Genomic DNA, 19,454 nt, shown 5'->3' on the forward strand with positions numbered 1-19,454 from the left:
AGGCCCATAACTAGGCCGTTAAGTAGAGGTGTAAATACGTTTAAAATCTGTACCTAAGCCCTTTTATCCGACTATCGATACCAATCAACTTAAACTAAGCAAAGCCTCAAATGCATCAATCGGCATTGGCCTACCGAACAAATAGCCTTGAAATTGCAAACAATCATTGTTCATAAGTAGTTGTCTTTGCTCCTCGGTCTCAACCCCTTCAGCAATCACCCCCAAATTCAAACTATGCGCCATGGCGATAATCGTACTTACTATGGTGAGGTCGTTTTCGTCGACAACAATTTCGCGCACAAATGACTGATCTATTTTCAATTGAGATAAAGGCAGTTTTTTCAGATATAGCAGTGATGAGTAGCCGGTACCAAAGTCATCCAATGAGAACCGAACACCTATCTTGCTGAGTACATTCATCTTATTAATAATGCTATCAATATCTTTAACCAACATACTCTCCGTCAGTTCTAGCTTGAGTTTTGTTGAGTCAATTCCGTGATGCTGTATCGTTTCCTGTACTTGTGTCACAAAGTTTGCTTGATGCAGCTGTTTGGCGCTAACGTTGATCGAGAGTACCAAGTGTTTGCTATGAGCATTTTTCTGCCAGACGGCGAGTTGAGCGCAAGCCGTCTCTAACACCCATTGTCCAATCGGTAAAATCAGTCCTGTTTCTTCTGCTAACGGAATGAATTGTAGAGGTGAAATCATATTGCGTTCAGGATGCTTCCACCGGATTAAGGCTTCTGCTCCCAATGGATGACCCGAGCTATCTACCTGTATTTGGTAATACAGCTGAAACTGCTGTTGCTCTATAGCTTGGCGTAAATCACGTTCCATATCAACGCGGTCGGAAATGGCCTCTTGCATTTTTGGGTCGTAGAAACGCATGGTATTACCTCCATCCGTTTTTGCTTGATACATAGCAATATCGGCTTGCTTGATGATGGTATCTAACCCTGTTTCATGATCACTAAATAGTGTGGCCCCTATACTCGCGGTGCTGCGATGCTCATACGTACCCAGTTGATAAGGTAGGTTCAGTGCGTTCAGTAATTTTTTAGCAATCATTTCGGTTTGCGCTGCCGCCTCAATGGGCTGTTCACTTACGTCTTCTATTAAAACGACAAATTCATCGCCACCTAAACGTGCTACGGTATCGCCATCTCGTAAGCAGTTGCTGAGGCGACTTGCCACCTGTTGTAGCAGAACATCACCCATGTCATGTCCCAATGTGTCATTGAGAGATTTAAATTGGTCAAGATCCAAAAACAGTACAGCGCCGCTTCTGCTTCTAGCAGCCAAGGTTTGTTTCAGTCTATCCATTAACATGCGACGATTAGGTAGGTGTGTCAATGTGTCATAGAACGCCAGATTCTTGATTTCATCGGAGGCGGCTCTGCTCTTGGTAATATCGGTCAACGTGGCCACATAATTAGTGACAATACCCTTAATATCCTTCACTGCCGTAATGCTTAGATGCTGTGGATAGACTTCATCATTCTTACGCTTACCCATAGTTTCACCTGTCCACATGCCGGTGTTATTGATAATATCCCACTTATTGGTGTAGAAAGCTTCATCATGAAAATCTGACCTAAGCATCTCAAATTTTTGGCCTATAGCATCTTCAGCTGTGTAACTCGTAATATCGGTAAAGGCTTTATTAACGCGTCGGATCACGGCATTGGCATCAGTGATAAACATGCCTTCTTGAGACTCGAAAATGGTGGCAGTTAAGGCCAGTTCTGCATCGCGTGCCGCGGCAAAAACGCCTGCAACCTCACCCTTTGCATTGTAGTACACACTGGCGTTATAGATTACGTCGGTGACCTTGCCTGATACATGACGTATTGCTAGCGGATAGTCTGTGACATAGCCTTGCGAGAATACTTGCTCGTAACCGTTACGGGCTTCTTCAGGATCGGTGAAGTAATCAGCAAAGTCACTGCCAATGAGGCTGGCACGCTCTGCACCTGTCACCTTCTCAGTCGCGGTGTTCACGTCAGTAATCTTACCTTCGGCACTGATGGTTACCAATGGATCTAAGCTGGCTTCAATCAGACTACGAGAATATTGCGAGGCGGTTTGGGTCGCTTCTTCTGCTTGTTTACGCTCAGTCACATCGCGTGCCGAGGCAAAAACCCCCCGCACATTGCCTTCGAGATCTTTGTATACACTGGCGTTATAGAGTACGTCGGTGAGCTTGCCTGATACATGACGTATCGCTAGCGGATAGTCGGTGACATAGCCTTTTGAGAATACTTGCTCGTAACCTTTACGGGCTTCTTTAGGATCGGTGAAGTAATCAGCAAAGTCACTGCCAATGAGGCTGTCACGCTCTGCACCCGTCACCTTCTCAGTCGCGGTGTTCACGTCAGTAATCTTACCTTCGGCACTGATGGTGACTAATGGGTCTAAGCTGGCTTCAATCAGGCTACGAGAATATTGCAAGGCGGCTTGGGTCGCTTCTTCTGCTTGTTTACGCTCAGTGAAGTCAGTCAGCGTAATGAGTAAGCTCGTCTTGTCATCAATCTCATTGCTTTTAGATTCTAAGAGAACATGGGAAATAGAATTGTCTGCACGCTGCATTTTAAGTTCACAATGCAACGATTCACCTGTTTTAAACGCAACCATAATACGTAGATGCAAACGGTCGCGGTCTTCGCGGCTAATATAGTGGGATAAGGGACGACCAAGCAATTTCTGCCTAGGTTCACACAGCAACTCTGCACTAGAAATATTCGCTGCGGTGATTACCCTTTCGTGGTTTACTGTGAGATAACTAACGGGGGAAAATTCATACAAATCTGCATAACGTTGTTTGGCATTTTCTAATTCAGCATGTGTACGTTGTAGCTCTTCGTTCTGCATCTGCAATGTAATTTGGTGTACTTGGAGTTCGTGCAGAAGTTTATCTTTGGCGGGTAATACTACTAACTTGCTCGGCAATTGGTTTGTGTTGGCCTTAGCATCTTTGAGCAGCAGCTTTAGCTTTTTGATATGCTTTATAATGGGCATTTTTAGATACAAATCCTTTCCACATTTAGGACAATTCCCTGTGGGTTCTTATATTACACTGTGACTATAATGTGTACTGCACTCTTGTATATTATTTATAATACATTGATTTTTCACCTTGCATACAGAAATTCACAGAAATTCACAGAAATTCAAAGAAATTAACAGAAATTTCACACAAAAACACCAATACACCAATAAAATGATTAATCCGCCTTATTGGTCAGAGCCAAAATCACTTTGGTTAAATATGGCAGCACCTGAGTTCATGTGATAAGGCCTACATTCGACTGGATTACACCAAATCAATAGCGGGACGGGAGGAGGTCTTTGACGGATAAAAAATCACCCTAAGTCACTATAGCGTAGGGACTTGGGGTGAAAAGCTCACTAGCTATCTCTAACTGAACGACTCTTATGGGTTAGAGCGGACATTAGTATATTAAAAGCTAAAGAGTTTGCAGCTGAATTAACTTTCCAATTGGATCGTCCAAGGATGCTGGCGGCATAGTAAACCATTGTGGGCCATTTTGGGTCAGGTAAATACAGTCTTCAAGTCGCACACCAAATTCACCTTGAATATAAATACCTGGCTCATTAGAAAAGCACATGCCTGGTTTTAAACGTTCAGTTTCGCCATGGACAAAATTGACACTTTCATGTCCTTCCATGCCGATACCGTGCCCAGTTCTGTGCGACAATCCGGGCAATTTGTAGCCAGGACCAAAACCTTTGCTTTGATAAAATTTACGCACAGCATCGTCAACTAAGCCCGCTTGTGTACCAATTTTTGCTTGTTCAAAAGCAATTTCTTGACCTTGTCTAACCGTTTGCCAAACTTCACGCTGGCGCTTACTTGCTTCACCGAAAACAAAAGTACGACTGATATCAGATTGATAACCATAAACATTGCAGCCGCAATCCATTAATACCACAGAACCTTCAGTTAGTATTTGCTTTTGTTTAGTGCCATGCGGGTAAGCACTGGCTTGATTAAATAGCGCCATATTCCATGCGCCTTTGCCGCCTAATTGCCCTTGGGCTGTGTGCATTAATGATTTTACATCGCTTTGGCTCATGCCTAATTTTAGTTGAGCGAAAACATGAGCGTAGGCAAGTAAAGTCACTTCATTAGCTTTGTGCATTAACTCAAGCTCATGTTGGCTTTTATACATACGACAACCCAGCGTTACTGGCTCGGCACTAACATGCTGCATAGTAGAAAGTTGGGCCATAACGCCACTCATCACAAAATAACGCACTGAATTTTCAAAGGCGACTTTGCCTTTATTTAATCCTGAGTCTTTTAATATTTGTTTAATTAAAACGAATGGACTTTCATGCTCTTGCCAAACACGAATGTCATCACCCACCGCTAAACTCTCGCGCACACTTGGCGCTTCAAAAAAAGGGCAAACAACAGAAATTTCACCTTCACGTGGGATAATAACCGCCGTTAAGCGTTCACTGCGCCGCCATTGTATACCTGAGAAATAATCCATCGCGGCGCCAGGTTCAAGGATCAAGGCTGATATTTCAAGTTGTCGCATTAATTTTTGTGCTTGGGCTATACGCTCAAATCGCTCGACTGGATTAATGCCTGTTACCGTACCTGTAATCGATTTAAGTGCTGCTCTTTGGTCTTGCTTTTGGCCTTTGTTATCAGGCTGATTTAGGCTAGCGGCAAGGGCCGATGACGTCAGGGTTTGTCCAGCAATAGACAGGGTGGCAATACTTGCACCACTGGCTTTTAAAAAAGTTCTTTTACTGATGTTCATGTCTTGTTCCTGTCTATAACCCAGTATAAAAATGCTATCTAGGGTTGAAGGTTATATTAAAGAGTAAAATAATATTTATACTTTACGCTAGCGTTTATTTTCTGAATGAGCAAGCGGTTACTGATAAAAGCCATTGAGTAGTGTTGGTTTAATGTTTGAAGTTATTAAGCCTTGAGGGTAGGGGTAAATAATGATGATTTATTTTGGGGTTAATCTACAAACCGCCAGTGATGGCAAGCGAAGGCTGTACTCTGGTTCAATTGAGTTAGCTTAAGTTAACGCGGATTAACCTCAATTAAAGGTCATTGATCTGACATCTGCTATCTATTGGCAGGTCGATTGATATAAAAGGCTAGTAGGTCATTATGTCGAGCGGGTATAAAACAGGCTCATTTCTGTTATGGTGCACTAACTAGCTTATTAAGTTGAGATAAGAAGCTTTTAATTGTTTAAAATATAAAATATAAAAATCAGCATCAGATATTCATCTGATCTACAGACTAAAAATGACTAAGTACGTTGACATAATTTATGGCAAAACCGAATAAAAAAGGCCCAACAAAAACCATCGATATTTTTTGTGTGGGCTGCAATACCTTGTTATTTAAATACCGAAAGGGCGGCAAAGGAGCTTTAGTCAAAAGTTTTAAAGAAAGGATCAGCCAAGATTATACGGTTGAACCTTGCCTTTGCCCAAAATGCTATAAACCTTTTGCCCGAGATACTTTGATCCGCGGTTTACCTGCTTATAAATTTATTGGTGGCAAAGTTTGGTTTAAATAACTCAGACATCAGGGTAACCACTAACGCGTATTGTGCTGGTTATTATTGCGCGAAAGTGGGAAAGGCAGCGAGTGTTTAGATAAGACTTTGGCGTATTTTAAATACTTGTTAGCACATGATTGATCTCAGGTATTCGAGATTTAGCTCAAGCATTGATGTGTTTAACTATTGTTCAGATGAACTTCGGTTCTATTTCTTCCCCGCGATTTCGCTTTATATACCGCATTATCCGCTTGAGTAAATAAATCGATAAATGATATTGGCTCATCACAAATACTCACGCCAATACTTACGGTCAGCGAACTGTCGCCTACTTTAATTTCAGCGATTAACTTATGTAGTCTACGGCAGAGTAATAAGGTATCACTTTGGGTGGTATCGGGTAACATAATCAAAAATTCTTCTCCGCCAAAACGAGAGATAAGATCTGTTTTTCGGCCAAACTCCTTTAATAACTGCCCGAGTTTTTTCAGTACTCGGTCACCTTCTAAATGGCCCATAGTGTCATTTATTTTTTTAAAATTATCGACATCTAGCATTAATAAACTTACTGAGTAATGAGATCTTGCTGCTTGTTCTAGCATTAAGCTACTTCGATATTTCATTTCTCTTCTATTTAATAACTCGGTTAACTCATCAGTTGAGGCCAGTAATTTCAATTTCTCAGCTTGTATCTCAAGTGTTTCTCTGGTTTTTATCAGCTCCTCATAGAGTTTATCTCGTTTAGAAGCATTGAATAAACTCCAATAAATACCACCATCAGCACTCAAACTAGCATTCACTGTGATAGGAATACGTCGTCCATCGGCATGAAATATAATGAGCTGCATTTCCTCACACACTTTTTCGTGTAAAAGTGTAGGAATTAAATAACTTTGAAAAAATATTTTTGAGGATTGAGTAAACAGAACATCGACACTTTTACCAATAAGATCATTCGGCTGCCACAATAGTTGCTTGGTAAAGTATGAATTAATATAGGTAATAACTCTTGAGGAATTAGTGACTAAAGCACCACATGGAAAGCTATCAAGAGAGTAATTTACTACCTTGTTATGCTCAATGTGATTTTCCTCCACCTTAATCATTTGGCATATTCTATTATCGAATTCATAATAGCTTCAGGGTGAGTCATATGTAGGCAATGGCCATCAGCGGCTATCACTTTAAGGTTACTATCAGGCATTTCACGAGCCATGAACTCACCAATAGAAATTGCAGCCAGTGCGTCATTTTCACTTTGTAAAATTAAGGATGGCTGTTTAATCGCTTTTAAAAGATAACGATAATCAGAGTAAAATGTTACTTCAGCAAAATTTCTGGCAATAACCGGGTCGGTAGAACAAAAGCTGCCCGATAGCTCGCCTATAAGATCATCTGAATTAGTTGTGCCCATCACTAATGGTGCTAAATAATTAGCCCAGCCAATATAGTTTTTATCCATAAGGTTTAATAATTCTTTTAGATCTTCTTTGTCAAAACCACCAAAATATTCAGGAGGAACATTTAAAAAACAGGGCGTAGGGCAAATCATTATTAGCTTAGAGAATAACTCAGGTTTTTGGATGGCAACAATGGCACCAATCATACAACTGACTGAGTGTCCGATGAAAGTAGCGTCAGATAGCTCTAAAATGTCACAAATTTCAATGATATCGTCAGCATATCCTTCAAGTTTACTGTAACGTTTTTTACTGTATTGAGATATGTCAGAAGCACCTGAGCCAACATAATCAAATAATACAATAGTGAAGTGTTTGGACAGTTCTGGCGTTAAAAAGCGCCACATATTTTGATCGCAGCCAAATCCATGGGCAAGAAACAGGGTTTTACTGCCTTGGCCAATTAATTTAACATTATTTCTAATAAGTACATTATTTTTATCTAGCAAGCTAATTTAATCCCTATTCATGAGGTTAACAACAATTAGTGCTGAACGATTGCATCTTAGTAAATCTAATTGAATCACTCGAGTTTAGCAAAGCATTTATAATTAATTCGATATGATACTGACTTTGATGAGTCAGATATTAACAAAGGCTATCCTAGTGTATGGCAAGTTGATTGAGAGTACAGCAAGCCTGCTGTATTTTATCCCAAACAAGCGAACAATAACTTAATAAAATGCTATAAGTTGTGCTAAATGAGCGAATTTTTACCAAGTTGAATAACAAACGGGACTGTTCAAATGAGCGCTGAAGTGAATCATTAAGTTATTAGTTAAGTAATCAGTTAGGTAATGTTATCAGTAAATAAGCACACTCAAATTAACCAACCCACTATATTAAATGGCCTAAGTAATTTGAGTGACTTAACATTAAAGACTATAAATTGTGAATTGTGAATTTCAGTTCTCTTCAGGTAGAACTTTAATCGGCATATAATAGCTAGCTTCTAGCTCATCATTGATACAGTTTAATAAGTAACTGTTCATTTCTGATGTAGTAATTTCATCTTCTACAGCATCATCTTTACATTGTGCTAAAAGGCTGACGACATATTCTGAAGGTGCTGCCATTAATTCGGTTTCATCTTCTTGGCCAAATGCTAAATTTGAGGTTAATGTCAGTACAGCTAATGCTAAAATTAATTTTTTCATATTGAATCTCGTTGATGTTTCATTACATGTCCCAATAGTCACTTAAAGAATTAAGCTCTCTATCAAGAAATCTTTTTTCATTTAATGAATCTAACCTTTGTCTGATTTGATAATTTTGTTTCGCTGTTTTTCTAATTGCTTTTTTATTGGTTGAGCCAGAGTCAATTTCAAAACTAGCAATACCAGTATCAAAATTTGAATCATCATCAATATCTATATCAGTATCTGCATATGTATCAATGTTCATTTTTTTACCTTATAAAAAATCATATTTGTGTTTTCAAGGTGATAATGGGCCGATAATTTAAAATTGGAAAGTGAATTATTTTGCGGTTATTAATCAAATTTTTTTATCAAATTAATTTAACGGTTAAAATCTTGATTAGCATGATTGAGATAAAAATTCTACGCTATAGCTTGCAGAATACATAAGTCTATAAGTAACTATAAATCAATAGTTTAGGTTTTTTGGGTTTTTTATTTTTTAGAGGAAGGTGTGTTTAATCATGCTTTTTTTAGTGGCAGTAGGCAGGGGACTGACTGTGCAATGCTAAGTTTTTTAAGTCTACACTGTTCATTATTAAGTCATTATCAAGTTTAACGGGCTATTAGCCCTAAAAATAAAGTGGAGGCTAGATAAGCGTAAGATTTTGGCAAATTAATTTATCAGCCACGGGTTAACCATATATTCACGCTCATAGCTTTAGCTTAACCTTTGTCTGGTCAACTTCTTTATGGTGATCATTAAGCTGTGGATACGCGAAAATTTCAACGGTAATGAGACTTTTTTAAAGGCTTTAGCCTTAAACTCAGCGTAAATTATTAAAGCTTTTTGGCTAATAACTCGAGTTTTTCTTCTAATTGGATTAGCTTTTCAGTGATTGCGGTATTTTGAGTAATAATTTGAGCATTTTGCATTCTCAGCTCTCTATTTTTAATGTTGGTATCGGCAAAACCAAATATTTTGTTAATAAACATCGCACCCATAGCACCCAGTATACCTACGCCGAGTATAAACATAATAAAAACAGACGCTCGACCAATAAAAGTGATGGGGTAAACGTCACCAAAACCAATCGTGGTTGAAGACATCACCATTAGCCAAATAGCATCGCTATAGTTTTTTATGTTTGAGCCTTCAAGCCCATACTCAGCCTGATAGGTAATATAGCCCAAGGATAAGTTTAAGGTTAAAAATAAGAGGAAAGAGGCAATGCCAATAAAGCCGTAGTTGTAATTTTTTATGCCGAAGTCATCGACACGGTATAAATTAGTTTTCTCCATTGCTTTTTGAACGACTATCATTTTAATCTCTTACATTATCTATGGGCTTTTATGAAACGAGTTAATCGGGGTAAACTTAGCTCGGCTTTAATCAATAAGGCTATTATTGACATAATTAATTAAATCATCCATTAATTTTTTCTTAATTTCAAGTTGCTGTTCTGATGATAAAGCATATTTTTCAGCCAGTAAGGCATAATCGTCAGCTGACAAGCTTACGGTTAATCTTGGACGTTTAGGGCGCTTATTTATCGGTAAGCCCAGAATATCTCGAATTTGCTCTGACGGGCTGATACCAGCCTCTAACGCTTGCTTTCTAATCGCGAGTTGAATTTTCTCATCCATATCAAAAGCAACTTGCACTGCTTTGACCGCTTTTACGGATGATTGCCATTTGTCGGGAATTTTTCGTGACACAATTAACTCCCTGGATACATATCAACAATATCTGTGGTGGGTTTAAATAAGGTTAAAAATACTTCGGTATCACCGTCTTGCCATACTTCAATATCGACGCCTTTATCTTGATCTTCATCAAATAGCGAGTAAAGCTCAAATTGCTCACCACTGTCTTTGCCTTGGTAAGCTGAGAGTTCATCTTTTCGATAATCTTTGCGATGAAAGTAACCTACTTGGGCATAACTGCTTTGTCGATATATTTCGCTGCTCCAACCTGATGTGGTGCTACTGTCTGCTATGCGCTCTAATTGCGCTTGACCCGGCTCATCGAAAACTTCAGCAAATTGCTCAAGATTAAACAGTGTTTCAACATCTTGATGCAATATTTTCAGGGAAAATTTTAGATAGGTTTTATCATCAACGTCCAAAGTTAAATACAACTCTGTATTGTCACCGCCCTGCAAAACCCATTCTGCTTGAGTTTTATTTTCAAATTCATAGCTGTTAACGGCCGTTACTTGAAATTCTTGCGCTCTTAGTGCTGCGGGCAAACCAAAACTGTCTGATAGCACAATGATGTCACCTAGGGTGAGTTCTTTAACATTATTGAGTTTACGTTCTGGCGTTGGTTTCTTAAATATATTTTTAAAAAAGCTCACTATTTGCTCCGAATATCAATGGCTAAAATCGCATTTAATTAAACTAAAAAACCGCTTTGCATCATGGATACAAAGCGGTGGTAGTAATTTTTGAGTTACTTCTTTTTAGCTTTTAAACGCTCTAATACTGAATTTGCGTTGTTGTCACTAGCGCCAATTCCGGCTTCTTTTAGCTTAGCTTCAAGTGAATTATCTGAGTTTTCTGACTCAAGTACTTCAGCGGCTTTCATGCGATCATCAAATTTCTGTTGCTTAGCTTTAATGCGCTCTAATGAGTCTTTGGCACTTAATAGCTTAGAGTTACTTGATGAGAAGTTATCGGTAATTGCCGAGGTTGCTTTTTGCACGCTTTCTGTGGTTTTCACCATAGACAATTGACGTTTGTATTCAGCTACGTGACGTTCACTCTTTTTCACTAACTCTTTCAAGCGTTCAGCACTTGCTTGAAAGCTATCAAGAGATTGTTGCTGCGAGGCGAGTTCATTTTCAAGTGCTGATATCTTTTCAGCAACCGCTAAAGCAAGTTCGTCGTCACCTTTTTCTATGGCTTGAACGGCATAACCTTCATGCTCAGCAACTTCACGCTTAATGCGCTCAACGTCACGGCTAGACGACATTTGTTGTGCCATAACACCGGTTAGGTCACGTTTAGCTTTAGTGAGGTGATTTTCTGCGTCACGAATTTCTTGTTCAAAAATACGGGTGGCATTTGAGTCAATAATGGTTTCACCGACTTCAGTTGCGCCGCCGCGAATAGCGGTCATAATTTTTTTAAAAATACTCATCATAATACTCCTAAGGTGGTTGCTTAAATTAAGTAATCACTCATGTCATCAATAATTTCTAGCGCATTATTGCTCAATACCGCTAGTTCGTGTTCGATATCATCAAATGTTGAGCTAATCGCTAGCGCACCAAAAATGACATATTTATCACCAATTTTTGAAAATGAAGATAATGGCATAGGTATGTTCATTTCTAACATACTGACATGCATTTCATTTATCTTGTCTGATTTAACTTCTTCTTCACCCCAGAGGTAGGTGATACAAAGAATTTGATCATCAGTTACCGACACAAAAATAGGTAACTCTTCACGGCCGAATACCGAAATTTGTAATACATCGACTTCACCTGAAATGGGTTGGCAATCAAACACCATCCCAGTATCTGAATCATCAGCCAAGGTATTTAGGTAGTCAGCTATTTTATGAATATTCATGTTATTCCTCATGCTCGAATAAGTAGCGTAAAATCAGTGATACTGTTTTACTTAACGACATAATATGTCGTATTGGGTTAATTTAGCATCATGACATATTATGTCAAGTGCTTATTTCATTTTTCTTATTTTATCTTAGCTTAATTTTGCTTAAGTTATATTAAACGTCTTGGTGCTAAATAAATGATCCATAATGTCTTGGCAGTTTACTTGTATTCATTATTCTCACTGTAAATGAGCATTGTTCAAGCCTTGTTGATCTTGCCATGCTTTTTGATGTAATTGATAAATTGCATGACTGCCAAGATAATTAATCGGTACGGTTTCACTGTCTTGGTAAAAATCTCGAGAAAATTCAAAGGCATTAGTGACCATAGGTAAGGTTAGCCAATGGTGAGCAACAGGCAATTGAGGTAAGCGTTTTAATCTTGTTAAAGGCGCTGCGCCCATTTTACTGGCAATAGTCCAACCCCATTCGCCGAAACTAGGTACGTTGTCATGATATTGCTGAACCGTTGAATATCCGGCGGCTTGCACCGTTTTACCAATAGCAATAAAGGCGTCTTTAGCATGATAAGGACTGGCCGATTGAATGCCAATTAAGCCATCGCCCGCCAGTAGTTGTTTTAATCTGGCATAAAAATTAACTGAATAAAGTTTATTTAAATCTGGATGGCTAGGGTCGGGTAGGTCAACAATAATCGCGTCAAAGGTTTGATGGCTTTGCAATAGTTGGTCGATAGCGATAAAAGCATCAGCGGCAATAATTTCAACACGCTCATCGCGCAAACTTGCCGCGTTTAAGTCTTCAATGGCATTAGCCAGCCTCAGTGGTAATTTCTCATGTGGATTTTTAAATAATTGAATGAGTTGCGCATCTAAATCCACTAAGGTGACCTTTTTAGGTTGCCACTGTAAAACATCTCGCAATGCTAGGCCATCACCGCCACCAATAATGAGAATGTTGTCATGGCGTGCTGAGCCGGCTAATACTGGGCTAACAAGATAACTGTGGTAAATAAATTCATCTGAGGATGAAAACTGTAAGCGGCCATTTAAATAAAAGTTAATAATGCTGCCTTCTTCAGGGCCCATATTTCTTTTGGTAAAAGTTAGTTGTTGAAAACGCGTTTTGTCACTATAAACAACTTTGTCGAGATAAAGTAAGTTACTCATTTGACTTAACCAGCCATTACCAAATTGGTAAATTGCCATGATCATCACTAATAAAATGCCATGAGCCGTTATTAAAGTTTTTCGCCAGGTCAGTTTTTGCCAATAATATAAAATAAATACAATGCCAGCGGTTAGATTTAAGGCGGCCGTTAATGCACTCGCTTTGCTGATGTCTATAGATAAGAGAAATATTACCCAAATGGCAGCGCCAATACCGGCGCCAATGTAATCAGCGCCGTAAATGGTGCCAAGATTATTTTTAAGATGTTTTTGATGTATTTCTTCGCGAATGCGTGCAATAAGGGGGATTTCCATACCAATAAAAAAGCCCAGAATTAGACCGAAAAAATAGGGACTATTAAAGGCAATAAAACTCAGTTGTTTAAATAAACCACCTCGCGGGTAGGCGTCAGGAGGCAAGTTAAACATCGAGCCTAATATGTCAGGAAAAGTTTGTGTGATGGCGATCAGTCCGCCAATAATGAGTATTGAGCTACTACCCAGAAAAGCAATCATTAGCTCTAACCACACAAAGCCGTTAAAGGCGCATTGAATTTTTCGCGCCGCAAAAGCACCTAAACCCATAGCGACAATCATCAGGCCAATCATGGCGTAAATGGTACTTTCCATAATACCTAGTACACGACCGGCATAATGTGACAATAGGTATTCGTATATCAGGCCACAACCCGCTAAAACAGCCATAGTTAAAATCAGGAGCACATCATCCCATAGGCGATTTCTATTGCTTGTCATGGTTATTCCTAGCTTGAGTTAAATGGGTGTTTAATAAAACGGGGGAAGTAACCAAGGGTAACAATTTACCCTTGGTTACTTTAATAGCAAAATTTTGATAAAACTATGACATTAACGCCGTTAAAATAAGCGCAATTGAAATGCTAATCGCCATCTCAACACTGGCGACACCAATATTGTGTTGATGGTCTACTTCCTCAACTAAGTTGATACCCATCAGCACTAAGCGTTTAGCAATAGAAGTAAGAATAGCGACTAATATGGTCATAATCATACCAAAGATAAACCAGCCAACTATATTAGCTAATAAGGTCTCTGGACTATAAGTTAAAAAGTGGCTGGCAGCTGTTACCGCTAGGGCTGTGCTAATAACTTGACCAGCATAACGAATGGCGAGAGCAACTTGACCTTCAGCAAAGGCATTTTGCATACAGCTATTCTGATTGTTTTTAGCATACTGGCGTTCTTTAATACGGGTAACTAACACTAACATAGCTTGTGAGACTATAAAGCCAGCGATAATAGCGATAAAGGTGTTGATATCTAAACCGTAAACCCAGAGTAATACCGCGCGAATAATAATGGCGGTGGCAATAGCACCTGAAGCATCAACAATACCAACTGAGATATTATGGGCTTTAATTTGCGCATTTTTATCTATTTGGTTTAAAGCAAAACGGTCATGAAAAACCCGGCCTACTTTAATTAAAATCAAGCCTAAAATGCCATAGCTTGCCATGCCGACAATTTCCATTAAATAACTTTCGGCATTTTCACCTGTGATGGCACCCGTTAGTACAATACCTAAGGCGGCAACACTACCGGCAACACTCACACCAAAAGCAAAGTTATCTTCTTTGGCAAGTTCGTCGGTAGAGTTAACTTTTGCAGATAAACCACTAATAAAGCGCATGGCGCAAAGTAATATAATGGCAATCGTTATATCGATAGCTAAGAAAATTAATAACTCTATATTTAGACCCGTTATTTCAATAAATGTATTCATACTTATCCCTACTTTCCACGTCTAAAGCTTCGTGACGTTGTACTCTTACTGTTTCTAAAGCTAGCATTTTTTCCACTTGTGCTTGATCTTGCATAAGCGCTTTTATTGGCTGTTTTGCTAGCAAATCGATTGGCACTGGTCTGTGCGCTTTTGCTCTGGCTGGAAATACTTGACGCGCCAGTTCTATTTTTGCTGTAAGTACTGGTGTATTTTTGGCCGCGGCTTTGAAATGATTTTTTGGTGCGAGCATCCAAATCAGTTTGTTTACTTAGTTGATTTGGCGAGCTGTAGCGCTTGCGGCCATAATCATTGTAATAACTATAATTTCGGTTACGGCCCCAATCATTATAACTCGTTCGGCGAGAGCCAAATACGTCACCCATCATCGAGTACATACCGTACCAAGCCCAAAACGACATGCCATTTGAGCCAGTAGTCCAGTTACCGTAAGACGGATTGCCAATAAGCTGCTCACCTGTGCCAAAGTCTTGTGCTTTATTGGCTGCTAAGCTTTGCTCTTTTGACATCGCATTAACGCGCGGTAAAGTGCCATCAGACATATCAGCTAAGACATTAAGCGGATCGCTTAAGGCATCAGAATATAGAACGGGATCGGCTGCTTGATACAGGTTTAATAACTCATCATAAATAGCTTGAGAACTCTCAAACATTTGTGGTTGTTTTTTTACCGTATTTAGTCGGTCAACTAAGGCAATAAACATCGGGCCTTTTGTGCCGGTATCTTTTAAAAACTCGTCAATTAAGGGTTTATAATTTGGCTTACTTTGTAGTAATCTCTCCCCGTATTGGGTAATCAAATTAGCATTACGAACTTGCCCGTTAGCAAGTGCTTGAGCAAGTAATTCAATACGTTGTTCAGTGAGTGGGATTTGTTGAGTGATTTGCCCTTTTATTGGATCTCCACAAGCGGAGAGCAATAACGTTAGCAAGAGTATCATTGATTTTAGCGGCTGCATTCCTGCCATAGTGTCCTCAAAAATGCTATGGTTATCATTCATTAGTATCACTTCTGACATATTATGTCTATTTTTTTAAGTATATCAGTGAAATTAATTTGTTACTGATTGTTATTAATTATTACTTACCTTACTCATTTTCATTTTAGCTTTTATCGAGGATAACGTGTTTAATTCATCGTCTTTGCCATTTTCGCCATTACTTGCTAGCCAACAAGCTAATAGTTGGCTAGAGTTTTCTCAACAATATCAGAATTTTACCGGCACCTTGTCACCAGAGCGTTTAGCGCTGTTTAAAAGGGCATTAGCGTTAAGTGACTTTATTATGCGTAGTGCCATACAAGCCCCCGAGTTGCTGGTTGAGCTTTTTAATAGCGAGCAGTTATTGTCGAGTGAAACACCACAATATAGTGTGATGCTCGTTGACAGTCTTGATAAATGCTCCACAGAAGAACAACTGCAAAAGTGCCTGCGATTGTTTCGTTTAAAGCAAATGGTACATATTGCTGTTGGTGATTTTTTGTTGGATATAACGCTTGATGAATCACTAAAACGACTGTCTTCATTAGCCGATAGTTTGATTATTGCGGCTAATACTTGGTTAACAAAGTTTTGTGAAAGCAAATGGGGTGTACCGGTCAACAGTAACAATGAAGCCCAAAGTTTACTGGTATATGGCATGGGTAAATTAGGTGGTCAAGAGCTTAACTTTTCTTCTGATATTGATTTGATTTTTGTCTATCCTGAAGCGGGAGCAACACAAGGGCTTAGGCGAAGTATCGATAATCAATTATTTTTTACTCGCTTAGGGCAAAAATTAATTACCGCGTTAAATCAACATACCGCTGACGGTTTTGTTTATCGTGTTGATATGCGTTTACGCCCCTTTGGGGAAAGTGGGCCATTAGTTTTATCGTTTAATGCCATGGAAGATTATTATCAAGATCAAGGGCGTGACTGGGAGCGTTATGCGATGTTAAAGGCGCGGTTGGTCGGAGAAGGCAAGTACCATGACCAATTGTCTAACATGTTGCGACCTTTCGTTTATCGACGCTACATTGATTTTAGCGTTATCGACAGCTTGCGACGCATGAAAGCTATGATTGCCCAAGAGGTTAGGCGTAAGCAACTCAATAATAATATTAAGCTGGGCGCGGGTGGTATTCGCGAAGTTGAATTTATTGTGCAAGTTTTTCAAATGATCCGAGGTGGCCGTCTGCGTGATTTACAGCATCGTAACTTACTCACCGTACTGCCTTTATTGGTAACACACGATGTGCTTACACAACCCAGTGCGCAAGTGCTAACGGCTAGTTATCGATTTTTGCGTCGGGTTGAAAATATTATTCAAGCGTTAAATGATCAACAAACTCAAACCTTACCTGACAATGAATTAGACCAGCAGCGCTTAGTCAGCATTCTTGCCGACGAAAAGTGTACAAACTGGCCAACTTTCCTTGCACAGCTTGCTACTCACATGCAGGGCGTTCATCAACAATTTGGTGAATTAATTGGTGAGGAAAGTCCAAATCGTCAGGCGGTTGATCAATATTGGACCACACTTTGGGACAGTGAATGGAGCGATGAGGAGGCTATTGCTTGGATTGATCACTCTCCGCAATTGCTAGAGACAAAAGCTGGTGTTGAGTTTTCTCATAGTGAAACTATATGGCAGGCGCTGAGAGATTTTCGCGCTGAAATGATCAAACGTAGCATGGGCAGCCGTGGCCGCCAAGTGCTAGATAAATTGATCCCAACCCTGCTGTGGCACCTTGCTGATTTAAGACTAACCGATCAGACCTTAGCACGTGTATTAGGGGTGCTAAAAACGGTGGCAACACGTACCGCCTATCTGGAATTATTATTTGAGAATGAAGGGGCATTAAAGCAATTAATTCATTTGTGTCGCAACAGTAGTTGGGTGGCAGAGCACATTGCTAAATTCCCGATATTACTTGATGAACTCATTGATCCTAAATTATTTTATCAGCCACCACTGTTATCTTCTTATGTCGCAGAACTACGTGAAACTATGTTACGGGTACCTGAAGACGATCAAGAAGCGCAAATGATCACCTTACGTGAGTTTAAACAAGCTAAACAATTACGTATCGCAGCGGCGGATATTAGTGATATTTTACCGATTACCAAAGTCAGTGATCATTTAACCGCATTGGCAGAAGCCCTAGTCGAAGAAGTAGCAAACTTAGCGTGGCAACAAATGGCACTGCGTTTCGGTGTGCCAACCAGTAAATTAGACAGCCAAGACAAAGGTTTTGCTGTTATTGGTTATGGAAAGTTAGGCGGGATTGAACTCGGTTATAGCTCTGATTTAGATTTAGTGTTTGTCCATGATGCTGACTTGGCAGAAATGACCTCAGGAGAAAAGTCGATCTCTGCTGGACAATTTTACTTAAAGCTTGCTCAACGTATGATGCACTTATTTAATACTCGCATGGCAAACGGTATTTTATATGAACTCGATATGCGATTAAGGCCTTCGGGTAATGCCGGTCTTTTAATGGTGCACATTGATACCTTTGCCCATTATCAGTCCAGTGACGCTTGGACCTGGGAGCATCAAGCGTTAGTTCGTACCAGAGTCATTTATGGTCACGCCAGATTAGCCGACAGGTTTAAAGAAATTAAACGCAATGTTTTAATGAGAACTCGTGATAAAAAAGTGCTACGTGAAGACGTAATAAAAATGCGTAATAAAATGCGCCAACACTTGGATAAGTCATCAAAGACTAAAGTCGATATTAAGCAGGGGCTGGGTGGTTTAGTCGATATTGAGTTTCTTGTACAATATTTGGTTTTAGCACACAGTGCTCAGCATCCCAATTTGAGCGATTATTCAGACAACATTAATCTACTGGAGTATTTAGCGAACATAGGCGTTATAACAAAACAACAACAGCAGGCACTAGTCGACAATTACTGCAAGTTACGTGACATCAGCCACCATGCGACCTTGCAAAACAGCGCAGCCATGATTCCCGTTACTGAATTTAGCGCTGAGTATAGTCAAGTTATGGTACTGGTTGAACAATTATTGCAGTAGCCAATAGCCGGTGAAATCCGCTTTGTGATATTAGTGACGCCTGTTCGGTAACAGCAGGCATTCTTTCTCCAAGTAAGCCGTGTCATGCTCGATGACAACAATAGTACGTTGCTGATAACAAAAGTAAATTGAAAGGCCATTTTCAAAGTGGCCTTGAATAGCTTTGCCGACTTGATAGGAGGTAGTGACAATATCTTTATTAATTCTAAAGGAATTTTTAACGACAAAGTCACGATTAAGCCACCAAATTACTTGTAGATTATTATCTCCCGCATACTGTGATAATTTGCCAAATAAGGTTTCACCAAGGCGAAATGGATGGTTATCAGTTTCGCCGATCCAATTTTTTGGTAAGGGTCGAGTGATTAAAGCTCGTGCGGTTAATATTTTCTCTAAATCACCTTTTGGCTCTGGTAAATAGACAATATTATTACGAATTTGAGGACCAGTTCCAGTCATGTCACCACGTATGCTAGCATAATAGTTAGAAAGCCCGTCAGCAGCGGCATTGGTACTTTTTTCAGCATCAAGGGTTTCTTCTTGTGCTAATGACTCAGCTTGCTCTGCCGGGTAAGTGTCAACCTTTGTGGCAACAACTTTATCGGCGGGTTCTTGGCTGGTGGAAAATAAAGGCCCTGTGTCGAGCAGTAATGCTGATGCTAAGCCAATTAGGATCAAACCTAAAATAATACTTGGTAACCAAAATTTCATAAATTACTTAAAATTAAAT

The 19,454-nt window shown here is 39.5% G+C and carries 17 protein-coding genes; 2 read left to right on the forward strand and 15 right to left on the reverse strand.

Features of this window, described 5'->3' with window-relative positions; genetic code table 11:
- Positions 1–84: 84 nt before the first annotated feature.
- Positions 85–2,874: an EAL domain-containing protein gene (locus H4J54_RS10275; RefSeq protein WP_182190780.1), complete on the reverse strand. Its 2,790-nt coding sequence runs from the start codon at positions 2,872–2,874 to the stop codon at positions 85–87.
- A gap of 596 nt (positions 2,875–3,470) precedes the next feature.
- The gene (locus tag H4J54_RS10280) at positions 3,471–4,799 is read right to left on the reverse strand and encodes a Xaa-Pro peptidase family protein (RefSeq protein ID WP_182190781.1); all 1,329 of its coding nucleotides are present in this window, start codon (positions 4,797–4,799) and stop codon (positions 3,471–3,473) included.
- 531 nt (positions 4,800–5,330) lie between these two features.
- On the opposite strand from H4J54_RS10280, the gene H4J54_RS10285 reads away from it, so the two are divergent.
- On the forward strand, positions 5,331–5,582 hold the full coding sequence (locus tag H4J54_RS10285) for a hypothetical protein (RefSeq protein WP_182138344.1): 252 nt from the start codon (positions 5,331–5,333) through the stop codon (positions 5,580–5,582).
- Positions 5,583–5,743: 161 nt separating this feature from the next.
- Here H4J54_RS10285 and H4J54_RS10290 read toward each other — a convergent pair whose 3' ends face one another.
- From H4J54_RS10290 to H4J54_RS10345, 12 genes are all read right to left on the reverse strand, one after another.
- The gene (locus tag H4J54_RS10290; protein WP_182190782.1) at positions 5,744–6,670 is read right to left on the reverse strand and encodes a diguanylate cyclase; all 927 of its coding nucleotides are present in this window, start codon (positions 6,668–6,670) and stop codon (positions 5,744–5,746) included.
- Positions 6,667–7,473, reverse strand: coding sequence for an alpha/beta fold hydrolase (locus H4J54_RS10295; RefSeq protein WP_182190783.1), 807 nt, complete (start codon positions 7,471–7,473; stop codon positions 6,667–6,669). The genes H4J54_RS10290 and H4J54_RS10295 overlap by 4 nt, the downstream gene beginning before the upstream one ends.
- A 456-nt stretch (positions 7,474–7,929) precedes the next feature.
- Positions 7,930–8,181, reverse strand: a complete 252-nt coding sequence (locus tag H4J54_RS10300; protein ID WP_182190784.1) for a hypothetical protein — start codon at positions 8,179–8,181, stop codon at positions 7,930–7,932.
- Positions 8,182–8,203: 22 nt separating this feature from the next.
- Positions 8,204–8,428, reverse strand: a complete 225-nt coding sequence (locus H4J54_RS10305) for a hypothetical protein (RefSeq protein ID WP_182190785.1) — start codon at positions 8,426–8,428, stop codon at positions 8,204–8,206.
- A 575-nt stretch (positions 8,429–9,003) separates the two neighbouring features.
- Positions 9,004–9,486 carry a potassium channel family protein gene (locus H4J54_RS10310; protein WP_259367044.1) on the reverse strand — a complete coding sequence of 161 codons (483 nt, stop codon included), beginning with the start codon at positions 9,484–9,486 and terminating at the stop codon, positions 9,004–9,006.
- Between the two features lie 66 nt (positions 9,487–9,552).
- Positions 9,553–9,882, reverse strand: coding sequence for a hypothetical protein (locus H4J54_RS10315; protein WP_182138349.1), 330 nt, complete (start codon positions 9,880–9,882; stop codon positions 9,553–9,555).
- Positions 9,883–9,884: 2 nt separating this feature from the next.
- Positions 9,885–10,523 (reverse strand): hypothetical protein, encoded by a 639-nt coding sequence (locus H4J54_RS10320; RefSeq protein WP_182190786.1) that lies wholly within the window; start codon positions 10,521–10,523, stop codon positions 9,885–9,887.
- 95 nt (positions 10,524–10,618) lie between these two features.
- A complete protein-coding gene (locus H4J54_RS10325; protein WP_182190814.1) occupies positions 10,619–11,308 on the reverse strand; it encodes a PspA/IM30 family protein in 690 nt (229 codons plus the stop codon).
- A gap of 23 nt (positions 11,309–11,331) precedes the next feature.
- Positions 11,332–11,745, reverse strand: a complete 414-nt coding sequence (locus H4J54_RS10330; protein ID WP_182138351.1) for a YjfI family protein — start codon at positions 11,743–11,745, stop codon at positions 11,332–11,334.
- A gap of 225 nt (positions 11,746–11,970) precedes the next feature.
- Positions 11,971–13,677: a polyamine aminopropyltransferase gene (locus H4J54_RS10335; RefSeq protein ID WP_182190787.1), complete on the reverse strand. Its 1,707-nt coding sequence runs from the start codon at positions 13,675–13,677 to the stop codon at positions 11,971–11,973.
- Between the two features lie 103 nt (positions 13,678–13,780).
- A complete protein-coding gene (locus H4J54_RS10340) occupies positions 13,781–14,683 on the reverse strand; it encodes a DUF350 domain-containing protein (RefSeq protein ID WP_182190788.1) in 903 nt (300 codons plus the stop codon).
- An 8-nt stretch (positions 14,684–14,691) separates the two neighbouring features.
- A complete protein-coding gene (locus tag H4J54_RS10345; RefSeq protein ID WP_310650119.1) occupies positions 14,692–15,702 on the reverse strand; it encodes a hypothetical protein in 1,011 nt (336 codons plus the stop codon).
- A 124-nt stretch (positions 15,703–15,826) separates the two neighbouring features.
- Between H4J54_RS10345 and glnE the strand changes: the two genes are divergently transcribed.
- Positions 15,827–18,724 (forward strand): bifunctional [glutamate--ammonia ligase]-adenylyl-L-tyrosine phosphorylase/[glutamate--ammonia-ligase] adenylyltransferase, encoded by a 2,898-nt coding sequence (glnE, locus tag H4J54_RS10350; protein ID WP_182190789.1) that lies wholly within the window; start codon positions 15,827–15,829, stop codon positions 18,722–18,724.
- Between the two features lie 30 nt (positions 18,725–18,754).
- On the opposite strand, the gene H4J54_RS10355 is transcribed toward glnE, so the two are convergent.
- Positions 18,755–19,435 (reverse strand): TcpQ domain-containing protein, encoded by a 681-nt coding sequence (locus tag H4J54_RS10355; protein WP_182190790.1) that lies wholly within the window; start codon positions 19,433–19,435, stop codon positions 18,755–18,757.
- Between the last annotated feature and the right edge of the window lie 19 nt (positions 19,436–19,454).

Source organism: Colwellia sp. MB3u-8, from assembly GCF_014076985.1.
GTDB lineage: Bacteria > Pseudomonadota > Gammaproteobacteria > Enterobacterales > Alteromonadaceae > Cognaticolwellia.

Bases quoted from the DNA above. Each gene is read 5' to 3' on its own strand.
- H4J54_RS10275 (WP_182190780.1), bottom strand. From the start codon at position 2,874: ATGCAGAACGAAGAGCTACAACGTACACATGCTGAATTAGAAAATGCC.
- H4J54_RS10280 (WP_182190781.1), bottom strand. From the start codon at position 4,799: ATGAACATCAGTAAAAGAACTTTTTTAAAAGCCAGTGGTGCAAGTATT.
- H4J54_RS10285 (WP_182138344.1), top strand. From the start codon at position 5,331: ATGGCAAAACCGAATAAAAAAGGCCCAACAAAAACCATCGATATTTTT.
- H4J54_RS10290 (WP_182190782.1), bottom strand. From the start codon at position 6,670: ATGATTAAGGTGGAGGAAAATCACATTGAGCATAACAAGGTAGTAAAT.
- H4J54_RS10300 (WP_182190784.1), bottom strand. From the start codon at position 8,181: ATGAAAAAATTAATTTTAGCATTAGCTGTACTGACATTAACCTCAAAT.
- H4J54_RS10305 (WP_182190785.1), bottom strand. From the start codon at position 8,428: ATGAACATTGATACATATGCAGATACTGATATAGATATTGATGATGAT.
- H4J54_RS10310 (WP_259367044.1), bottom strand. From the start codon at position 9,486: ATGATAGTCGTTCAAAAAGCAATGGAGAAAACTAATTTATACCGTGTC.
- H4J54_RS10325 (WP_182190814.1), bottom strand. From the start codon at position 11,308: ATGAGTATTTTTAAAAAAATTATGACCGCTATTCGCGGCGGCGCAACT.
- H4J54_RS10330 (WP_182138351.1), bottom strand. From the start codon at position 11,745: ATGAATATTCATAAAATAGCTGACTACCTAAATACCTTGGCTGATGAT.
- H4J54_RS10335 (WP_182190787.1), bottom strand. From the start codon at position 13,677: ATGACAAGCAATAGAAATCGCCTATGGGATGATGTGCTCCTGATTTTA.
- H4J54_RS10340 (WP_182190788.1), bottom strand. From the start codon at position 14,683: ATGAATACATTTATTGAAATAACGGGTCTAAATATAGAGTTATTAATT.
- H4J54_RS10345 (WP_310650119.1), bottom strand. From the start codon at position 15,702: ATGAATGATAACCATAGCATTTTTGAGGACACTATGGCAGGAATGCAG.
- H4J54_RS10355 (WP_182190790.1), bottom strand. From the start codon at position 19,435: ATGAAATTTTGGTTACCAAGTATTATTTTAGGTTTGATCCTAATTGGC.